At 64.5% G+C, this 9,458-nt stretch carries 11 protein-coding genes and 1 tRNA gene; all 12 read left to right on the forward strand.

All coding sequences use genetic code 11. From position 1 onward, the window contains the following. A partial coding sequence (locus tag AC1D34_RS28330; RefSeq protein ID WP_476769738.1) for an EF-Tu C-terminal domain-related protein occupies positions 1 to 153 on the forward strand: 153 nt, incomplete at its 5' end. Positions 154 to 286: 133 nt separating this feature from the next. Next, positions 287 to 362, forward strand: a tRNA-Trp gene (locus tag AC1D34_RS28335). 128 nt (positions 363 to 490) lie between these two features. Further along, positions 491 to 1,267: a class I SAM-dependent methyltransferase gene (locus tag AC1D34_RS28340; RefSeq protein WP_476826004.1), complete on the forward strand. Its 777-nt coding sequence runs from the start codon at positions 491 to 493 to the stop codon at positions 1,265 to 1,267. A 7-nt stretch (positions 1,268 to 1,274) separates the two neighbouring features. Continuing rightward, positions 1,275 to 1,469 carry a preprotein translocase subunit SecE gene (gene secE / locus AC1D34_RS28345; protein WP_043237138.1) on the forward strand — a complete coding sequence of 65 codons (195 nt, stop codon included), beginning with the start codon at positions 1,275 to 1,277 and terminating at the stop codon, positions 1,467 to 1,469. A 13-nt stretch (positions 1,470 to 1,482) separates the two neighbouring features. Then, positions 1,483 to 2,016, forward strand: coding sequence for a transcription termination/antitermination protein NusG (gene nusG, locus AC1D34_RS28350; protein ID WP_043237137.1), 534 nt, complete (start codon positions 1,483 to 1,485; stop codon positions 2,014 to 2,016). Positions 2,017 to 2,123: 107 nt separating this feature from the next. Then, positions 2,124 to 3,734, forward strand: coding sequence for a methyl-accepting chemotaxis protein (locus AC1D34_RS28355; protein WP_476826001.1), 1,611 nt, complete (start codon positions 2,124 to 2,126; stop codon positions 3,732 to 3,734). Further along, the gene (locus tag AC1D34_RS28360) at positions 3,731 to 4,348 is read left to right on the forward strand and encodes a cytochrome b (RefSeq protein WP_476826002.1); all 618 of its coding nucleotides are present in this window, start codon (positions 3,731 to 3,733) and stop codon (positions 4,346 to 4,348) included. Before AC1D34_RS28355 ends, AC1D34_RS28360 begins: the two co-directional genes overlap by 4 nt. A 155-nt stretch (positions 4,349 to 4,503) precedes the next feature. Next, complete coding sequence (rplK, locus tag AC1D34_RS28365) at positions 4,504 to 4,935, forward strand: 50S ribosomal protein L11 (protein ID WP_069880157.1); 432 nt, start codon at positions 4,504 to 4,506, stop codon at positions 4,933 to 4,935. A 13-nt stretch (positions 4,936 to 4,948) separates the two neighbouring features. After that, complete coding sequence (rplA, locus tag AC1D34_RS28370) at positions 4,949 to 5,647, forward strand: 50S ribosomal protein L1 (protein WP_043237132.1); 699 nt, start codon at positions 4,949 to 4,951, stop codon at positions 5,645 to 5,647. A 500-nt stretch (positions 5,648 to 6,147) separates the two neighbouring features. Continuing rightward, the gene (rplJ, locus tag AC1D34_RS28375) at positions 6,148 to 6,663 is read left to right on the forward strand and encodes a 50S ribosomal protein L10 (RefSeq protein ID WP_043237131.1); all 516 of its coding nucleotides are present in this window, start codon (positions 6,148 to 6,150) and stop codon (positions 6,661 to 6,663) included. A 53-nt stretch (positions 6,664 to 6,716) separates the two neighbouring features. After that, positions 6,717 to 7,094: a 50S ribosomal protein L7/L12 gene (gene rplL, locus AC1D34_RS28380; protein WP_043237129.1), complete on the forward strand. Its 378-nt coding sequence runs from the start codon at positions 6,717 to 6,719 to the stop codon at positions 7,092 to 7,094. A gap of 274 nt (positions 7,095 to 7,368) precedes the next feature. Further along, positions 7,369 to 9,458: DNA-directed RNA polymerase subunit beta (gene rpoB, locus AC1D34_RS28385; RefSeq protein ID WP_476826003.1), on the forward strand; the 2,090-nt coding region annotated here is incomplete at its 3' end.

A 9,458-nucleotide genomic window follows, 5' to 3' on the forward strand; every position in this document is an offset into this window, starting at 1 on the left:
CCTGAGGGCACCGAGATGGTGATGCCTGGCGACAACATCACCATGGAAGTGCACCTGATCGTGCCGATCGCGATGGAGGAGAAGCTGCGCTTCGCCATCCGCGAAGGCGGCAGGACCGTCGGCGCCGGCGTCGTCGCCAGCATCATCGCCTGATCGACAGCGCGCCATCGCGTTCGGAAAGGGCGGCGGAAACGCCGCCCTTTCTTTTTGCTCACAGCCTTGTCGACATCGGTTCTTTTTCGACTTGAAATGCGCGGCGGGTTGGGGCAAAGCACTGCGCGACTACAGGGGTGTAGCTCAGTTGGTAGAGTACCGGTCTCCAAAACCGGGTGTCGCAGGTTCGAGCCCTGCCGCCCCTGCCAGTCTCGCGATCGTACTGCGATGACGCAGAACATCTACGGCGACGAGACCTTTTCCAAGGTTACAGCCAGCTCCACGCTCGATCCACGGTCTTGACGTCGCCCCCGAGTGGGATGCGCTGCGCCGCCTCCTGCCGGAACTGCGCGGCAAGCGCGTGCTCGATCTTGGCTGCGGTTTTGGCTGGTTCTGCCGCTGGACAGCCGGGCAGGGCGCGGCGAGCGTCCTGGGCGTCGAGCTTTCCGAGCGGATGCTGGCGCGGGCTCATGCGGAGACGCGCGACCCGGCAGTGTCCTATCTCAAATCTGATCTGGAGCAGTTCAGCCCGGAGGCGGAGGCCCTCGACCTGGCCTACAGCTCGCTCGCTTTCCACTATCTGACGGGGCTCGAAAGTTGGCTTGCCCGAGTTCATGCAGCACTCGCTCCTGGTGGCGTGCTGGTCTGCTCCGTCGAGCACCCGATAATGACGGCGCCCCGGCACCAGGATTGGTCAAGCGACGCATCGGGGCTGCCGACATGGCCGGTCGGGGCCTATCTCGACGAAGGGCCGCGCCGGACGAACTGGCTGGCCGAGGGCATCATCAAGCAGCATAGAACGATCGGAACCTATCTCCAGTTGTTGCTGGCGGCCGGATTCATCCTGACCCATCTCGAGGAATGGGGGGGGCGGTCCGGATCAGGTTGGCGAACATCCGGAGTGGGCGAGGGAGYGCGAACGTCCGCCCTTCCTGCTGATCGCCTGGCCGCAAGCCCGCAGCACCCCGAGGTTGACGAGAGCGCTCGGATCAAAAGCGCTTGGCTAACGTGCCGGAGCGTTGTAAGAGGCCTCATGACGGCGCGCGGCTCCCTGAGCCCCGCGCCGCGAATCTTTCAGGACGTCCGAATCGGGCGCGGCCCGAAACCGAGGTGACCACTCAATGGCGAAGTCCAACCCCTTCCAGTTCCTGCAGGAGGTGCGCTCGGAGGCCGCGAAGGTTACCTGGCCGTCGCGGCGCGAGACGCTGATCACCACCGGCCTCGTCTTGGCCATGGTCGTGGCTGCGAGCCTGTTCTTCCTCTTTACCGATACGATCATTCGCTGGTCGCTCGGTTTCATCCTTGGCGCACGCTGAGCGGAGTTTTGACGTGAGCACCCGCTGGTACATCGTCCACGCCTATTCCAACTTCGAGAACAAGGTCGCGCAGTCGATCCGCGATCAGGCGGCGCAGCGCAATCTCGCCGACAAGTTCGACGAGGTGCTGGTCCCGACCGAGAAGGTCGTCGAGGTTCGTCGTGGCCGCAAGGTGGACGCCGAGCGCAAGTTCTTCCCGGGCTACGTCCTGGTGAAGTGCGAGATGACCGACGAGGTCTATCACCTGATCAAGAACACGCCGAAGGTCACCGGCTTCCTGGGGGCCGACAAGGCCAAGCCCATGCCGATCCCCGAGCATGAGGCGATGCGGATCAAGGGCCAGGTCGCCGAGGGCATCGAACGCCCGAAGCCGACGGTGGTCTTCGAGGTTGGCGAGCAGGTCAAGGTTGCCGACGGCCCCTTCGCCTCGTTCAACGGTGTCGTCGAGGACGTCGATCACGCACGCGCCCGCCTCAAGGTCGCGGTCTCGATCTTCGGCCGCGCCACGCCGGTCGAGCTCGAATACGGCCAGGTCGAGAAGATCTGATCGCGCTCTTGCACGAGGGCCGCATTTTTCTGCGGCAGCTTGTTGGTTAAGTCACTTTTAAGCGATGCTGACGCAAGGTCCGCGCCGAAAATCCGGCGCGGGCTTGCATGTTTCCGAAGAGCTTCAAGGCAACTGTCGGTCAGCGTCTTGCCGTCTGGGGCGCGCTGCTTGGTCTTGTTGCGCTTCTCCTTGCCGCCGCCGATGTCGTCAGCTCGATCCGCCTGACGCAATTCTCGCGGGATCTGGTGGCTTATGCTGGCGCGGGTGATGCGCTCGCCCAAGCCGATTCCGCCTATCAGCGGCTGAACGCCTCGCTTCTGTCCGATAGCGGGCCGCCCGCGGAGAAAGCCGATATCGAAGTGGTGGCGCGGAGCGTCGCCGATATCGCCATGCGCCTTCACGGCTCCGTCCATGCGCGCGCGCAGGAGGCTGTCGATCTTCTCGGAGAGCTGTCGGGGCAGGTCGGATCGGACCATATCGGAGCGCGCGAATCGCTGAAGCGGCTCGCCGCGAAGCGCAACGAACTGCGCGTCGCCTTGAACGAGGGCATGACCGAGGTCAGCGGTCGGCTGGCTCTGCATGTCGACAACGCCCGGCAGAACAAGCTGCTGCTGTCGCTGCTCGGCATGTTCCTGGTCGTTCTCGTCATCACGCTGGAATATCGCTGGCTGGTGCGGCCGATCACCGGGATGGCGCGCGCCCTGGGCTCGGTCGAGCGGGACCGGGCCTGGATCGGCAAGCTGGCGATCCGGCGCGATGAGATCGGCATGCTGGCGCGGGCGCTGCTGGCCCATCTGCGCGGCGAGCAGGCCCAGCAGGAGGCGGCCAAACAGCGTCTCGAGGTGCTGTCGCACGAGGTCGAGCGGCGTGACCGTCTCCAATTGCAGGGGCAGGCCTTCCAGCAGCGCATCGCTTCGATTGCAACGGTGCTGGAGCAACATGCGGCGCGCATGTCGGGCGCGTCGGGCGAGCTCGCACGCTTTTCGGGCTCCGTGGACGAGCGAGCGGCCGCCGCAGCCGGCTCGACGCAGCGGGCCTCGACCCATGTCGACGATGTCTCGCGCTCGCTGATCGATATCTCGCGCCTGTTGACGACGACGGCTGGCGAGGCACAGCGGACGACAGAGGTTGCGACCGCCGCCAAGGTGTTGGTCGAGGAGGCCACGGCCGATACGGTGGTGCTATGCGAGGCGGTTGGGGCAATTTCGGAGATCATCAAGATCATCGGTACGGTCGCGAACCAGACCAATCTGCTCGCACTCAACGCCACGATCGAGGCGGCCCGGGCCGGAGAGAGTGGCCGCGGCTTCGCCGTGGTTGCAGCCGAGGTCAAGCAGCTGGCAAACCGCTCCGCCGAAGCGACCGATCAGGTCCGGAGCGGGCTCGATTCGATCAATGTCGCGGCTCAGCGCATCACCATGCGGGTCGGTGCGCTGGTCACCTCGGTCAACCAGGTGGAGCGCGCTGCCGATTCGATCGCCGATCTGGCACGCAAGCAGGATGCGAGCTCTCGCTCGATCAGCGAGAGCACAAGCAAGACCGCCGGCGATGTCCGCCTCCTGGCTGATCAGGTCGAACAGGTCGCCGGCATGGTCGAGGATTGGCGTCGGACTGCCGAGACGGTCACGCACGCGTCTGCCGATCTCGGCCGCCAGGCTGCCGAACTCCGTCAGACCGTCGATGGCTTCATGTCCGAGACGCAACGGATGCGCGCATGACCATGCCGATATCGCCGTCCCGGGAGGGGCTTGTGGTGGGCGCCGCCGCGCATCGCGCGGGGCAGCGCAGCTTCCCGTTCCTGGCAAAGCTGCTGCACTGGGCCACCGCGGTGCTGGTCCTCGTGCTCTTCTGCTCCGGTGTCTTGATGAAGCAGATCGGCGATGGGCTGATGGCGGACACGCTCTACACCTTGCACAAGACGACCGGTGCGGGGCTGTTCGGGCTCGTGCTCTTCCGCATGGCCTACAGGGTGCTCGCGCGCCTGACCGGTCACTGGCGGGAAGGGGGCGGAGACAGGGCGGTCCATGGCGTGCTCTATGCCGCGCTGATCATCGTGCCGATGCTCGGCTGGGCCGGCGTGTCCGATTTTGGTGCGCGGGAACTCGCCCTTGGCCTGACGCTGCCGGCGATCTGGCCGGAAGGGGCCGGCTATTCCGAGCAACTGCTCAAGAGCCATGCCTGGCTTGCCTTCGTCCTGATGGGGCTGGTCGTCTTGCACATCGGCATTGCGCTCGGCGACTATGTCCAGCGGGGTGCGGGGCGCTCTTCAAGGGCGGCCGCGAAGATGCCGCAGCGCGAAAGCTCTTCCCCTTCGTTCCCGAGTATGCCATAGGCCGCGCCTCACATGCGTGGAAGGCGTGCCGGTTTGCCAACCGGAATTCCTCGCCGCACCACGCTCTGCAACCACCCCGGCCCGGGACGCGTTTTGTCCGGGAGGGGTCGTCGTCGTTCCGGTAGGCACCGGTTCGGACGGCAGGAGCAGCCATCATGGCAAAGAAGATCACGGGCTACGTGAAGCTTCAGGTTCCGGCGGGCGCGGCCAATCCGTCGCCGCCGATCGGTCCGGCGCTGGGTCAGCGCGGCCTCAACATCATGGAATTCTGCAAGGCCTTCAATGCGAAGACCGCGCAGATGGAAAAGGGCATGCCGATCCCGGTGATCATCACCGCGTATCAGGATCGCTCCTTCACCTTCGAGATGAAGCAGCCGCCGGTTTCGTACTTCCTCAAGAAGGCGGCCGGCCTGACCTCGGGTTCGAAGACCCCGGGTCGCGGCGGCAATGTCGGCAAGGTCACCTCGGCGCAGCTCAAGGAGATCGCCGAGAAGAAGATGGCCGATCTGAACTGCGATAACGTCGAATCGGCCGTGGCCATGATCCGGGGTTCTGCCCGGTCCATGGGCCTGGAAGTCGTGGGCTGAGGGGAACGGATCAATGGCACACGTCGGAAAACGCGTCGTCAAGGCCCGTGAGGGCATCGACCGCACCAAGCTCTACCCGCTCACCGAAGCCGTCGCCCTGATCAAGGGCCGCGCCACCGCCAAGTTCGACGAGACCGTCGAAGTTGCGATGAATCTCGGTGTCGATCCGCGTCACGCCGACCAGATGGTCCGTGGCGTCTGCAACCTGCCGAACGGCTCGGGCCGCGTCCTGCGCGTCGCCGTGTTCGCTCGTGGCGCCAAGGCCGAGGAGGCCAAGAAGGCCGGGGCCGACGTCGTTGGCGCCGAGGAACTGGTCGACATCGTCTCGAAGGGCACGATCGATTTCGATCGCTGCATCGCGACCCCGGACATGATGCCGCTCGTCGGCCGCCTCGGTAAGGTGCTCGGCCCGCGCGGCCTGATGCCGAACCCGAAGGTCGGGACGGTGACCATGGACGTGACCAGCGCGGTTGCAGCCTCCAAGGGTGGCTCGGTCGAGTTCCGCGTCGAGAAGGCCGGCATCGTGCATGCCGCCGTCGGCAAGGTCTCGTTCACGGCTGAGAAGCTCGAAGAGAACATCCGTGCCTTCGCGGATTCGGTTGCCAAGGCGAAGCCCGCCGGCGCCAAGGGCACCTATGTCCAGCGCGTCGCGATCTCCTCGACCATGGGTCCGGGCGTCAAGATCGAGCCGAACACGGTTCTGGGCGGCTGATAGGCTCCCATGCGGCCGGCTTCGCGCCGGCCGCAAGCTCGTCTTGATCTCGCGGGATCAAGACACCACTTGGCAGAAGCGAGGGAAGTCGCTATGACATCCCGATGTTTCCATAAGTGATCAGGGCTTCCGCGTGCTTTGCACGAGGAGGTCCGTTTCGCGTTTTTCGACGGTTTACCGTCGAAGAATGGGTTTTTCGGGCGCGCGGAGCGATCTTCGTGCCGGAATCACCCAGTCCTGTCTGAGACTGCAGGTGCGCTTCGGGTTCGCCCGAGGGCATAATTTCGCCAAGAGGCCTGCATAGACGGTGCAAGAGCTTACCCGAGGTCGAGAGACCTCGAGACGGTTCGAACCATCTCGCCCGACCGTGGCTCATGCCGGGGAAGGGGACAGGGCACTGAGCGTCGCGCATGTGACCGGCCGGTGTCAATCGGCCTAGCCTGCGCGATAAGTGCAACTGGCGGCAAGGTTTCGTCTTGCCGCCTACCGGAGAGAGCCCAGTGGAAAGAGCGGCAAAGAATGATGCCGTCGCGACACTGAACGGCGTGTTCGCAAACACGTCGGTCGTTGTTGTGGCCCACTATGCGGGTTTGACGGTGGCACAGTTCCAGAAGCTTCGTCGTGAGATGAAGGCCAATGGCGCCACTGTGAAGGTCGCAAAGAACCGGCTGGCCAAGATCGCTCTTGAAGGCACCGACGTCGCGTCCATCAGCCCCCTGCTGAAGGGCCCCACCCTGATCGCTTATTCCAGCGATCCGGTCGCGGCGCCGAAGGTCGCCGTCGCTTTCGCCAAGGACAATGACAAGCTTGTCATCCTCGGTGGCGCGATGGGCAAGACCTCCCTGAACCCGGATGGTGTCAAGGCCCTGGCCACGATGCCCTCGCTCGACGAACTGCGCGCCAAGTTGCTCGGCCTTCTCCAGGCCCCGGCAACCAAGATCGCTCAGCTCTCGACCGCGCCTGCTGCAAAGCTCGCTCGCGTGTTTCAGGCATATGCCGACAAGGATGCGGCCTGAGGCCGTCTGCCAACCTGATCAACGTTCGAACCTCTTTATCGTAGGAACATACCATGGCTGATCTTGCTAAGCTCGTTGACGAGCTGTCCTCCCTGACCGTCCTCGAGGCCGCTGACCTCGCCAAGCTTCTCGAAGAGAAGTGGGGCGTTTCCGCTGCTGCCGCCGTCGCTGTTGCGGCTGGCCCGGCCGGTGGCGCTCCGGCTGCCGCTGTTGAAGAGCAGACCGAGTTCACTGTCGTTCTCGCCGCCGCCGGCGACAAGAAGATCGAAGTGATCAAGGAAGTCCGCGCCATCACCGGTCTCGGCCTGAAGGAAGCCAAGGATCTGGTGGAAGCCGCTCCGAAGCCGCTCAAGGAAGGCGTGACCAAGGACGAGGCCGAGAAGCTCAAGAAGCAGCTCGAGGCCGTCGGCGCCAAGGTCGAGCTCAAGTGAGCAGGGCCGGCTGATGCCGGTCCGACCCTAGTCGTACACGACAGTCCCGGGGCGGTCTTCCGCCTCCGGGGCTGTTGCGTCGTTTCCGGCAAGCGGAATGCGGCGCAAGGAATGCAAGAGGCTTTCCGGGGCGCGAGCCCCATCGGGAAAGCCAGTTCAGTTGATGTCGGCGCGCCGAAGCGCCGAACGGCTCCCCCGGCGGCCTGTGGCTGCCAAGATTGGTCCGCGAGCGGGCCGCCGGGTGAGCCGTCCGAGAGAGATCGCGAGGAACAACATGGTCAATTCGCTCCAGGGCCGCAGACGCGTCCGCAAGTTCTTCGGAAAACTCAAGGAAGTCGCGCAGATGCCGAACCTCATCGAGGTTCAGAAGGCGTCTTACGACCAGTTCCTGATGGTGGACGAGCCCAAGGGCGGCCGCTCCGACGAGGGCCTGCAGTCCGTCTTCAAGTCGGTGTTCCCGATCGGCGATTTCGCTGGCGCTTCGCTGCTCGAATTCGTGAAATACACCTTCGAGCCGCCGAAATACGACGTCGACGAATGCCGTCAGCGCGGCATGACCTTCTCGGCCCCGCTCAAGGTGACGCTGCGCCTGATCGTGTTCGATATCGATCCCGACACCCAGGCGAAGTCGGTCAAGGACATCAAGGAGCAGGATGTCTACATGGGCGACATGCCGCTCATGACGGATAACGGCACCTTCATCGTCAACGGCACCGAGCGCGTCATCGTCTCGCAGATGCACCGTTCGCCGGGCGTGTTCTTCGATCACGACAAGGGCAAGACCCATTCGTCGGGCAAGCTGCTCTTTGCCGCGCGCATCATTCCCTATCGCGGCTCCTGGCTCGACATCGAGTTCGACGCCAAGGACATCGTCTACGCGCGTATCGACCGGAAGCGTAAGATCCCGGTGACGTCGCTGCTGTTCGCCCTCGGCATGGACGGCGAGGAGATCCTCAGCCGCTTCTACAACCACATCGCCTACGCCAAGGATAAGCAGGGCTGGCGCGTTCCCTACGACGCCGAGCGCATGAAGGGCTTCAAGGCGACGGTCGACATGATCGACGCCGACACCGGCGAGGTCGTGGTCGAGGCCGGCAAGAAGCTGGTCGCCCGTACCGCCCGCCAGCTCGCCGAGAAGGGCCTGAAGTTCCTGCGCGCCACTGACGAGGATCTCTACGGCCAGTACATTGCCGAGGATCTGGTCAATCCGGCGACCGGCGAGGTCTTCGCCGAGGCGGGCGAGGAGATCAGCGAGAAGCTGCTCAAGCTCCTGACCGATGAAGGTTTCGACGAGATCCCGGTGCTGGATATCGACCACATCACGGTCGGTCCCTACATCCGCAACACGCTCAACGTGGACAAGAACTCGCGCCGCGAGGAAGCGCTGTTCGACATCTACCGCGTGATGCGTCCCGGCGAGCCGCCGACGCTCGAGACCGCCGAGAACATGTTCCAGTCGCTGTTCTTCGACTCGGAGCGCTACGACCTTTCGGCCGTCGGTCGCGTGAAGATGAACATGCGTCTCGATCTCGACGCCGAAGACACCGTGCGCATCCTGCGCAAGGAGGACATCTTCGCGGTCGTCAAGGCGCTGGTCGACCTGCGCGATGGCAAGGGCGAGATCGACGACATCGACCATCTCGGCAACCGCCGTGTGCGCTCGGTCGGCGAGCTCATGGAGAACCAGTACCGCCTGGGCCTGCTGCGCATGGAGCGCGCCATCAAGGAGCGCATGTCGTCGGTCGATATCGACACGGTGATGCCGCAGGACCTGATCAACGCCAAGCCGGCGGCTGCCGCCGTGCGCGAGTTCTTCGGCTCGTCGCAGCTCTCGCAGTTCATGGACCAGACGAACCCGCTTTCGGAAGTCACTCACAAGCGCCGTCTTTCGGCGCTTGGCCCGGGTGGTTTGACCCGCGAGCGCGCCGGCTTCGAGGTGCGCGACGTGCACCCGACCCATTACGGCCGCATCTGCCCGATCGAAACGCCGGAAGGTCCGAATATCGGACTGATCAACTCGCTCGCCACCTTCGCGCGGGTGAACAAGTACGGCTTCATCGAGAGCCCCTACCGCCGCATCCGCGACGGCCAGCTCACCGACGAGATCATCTATCTCTCGGCGATGGAGGAGGCGAAGTACAACGTCGCCCAGGCGAACGCCGCGACCGATGCGAGCGGCCGTCTGACCGACGACCTGATCGTTTGCCGCCGCGCCGGTGAAGTCATCGTCACGCCGGTCGACAAGGTCGACTTCATGGACGTGTCCCCGAAGCAGCTCGTTTCGGTCGCCGCCGCGCTGATCCCGTTCCTTGAGAACGACGACGCCAACCGCGCGCTGATGGGCTCGAACATGCAGCGCCAGGC

This window comes from Allobosea sp. P1_A7, assembly GCF_056406775.1.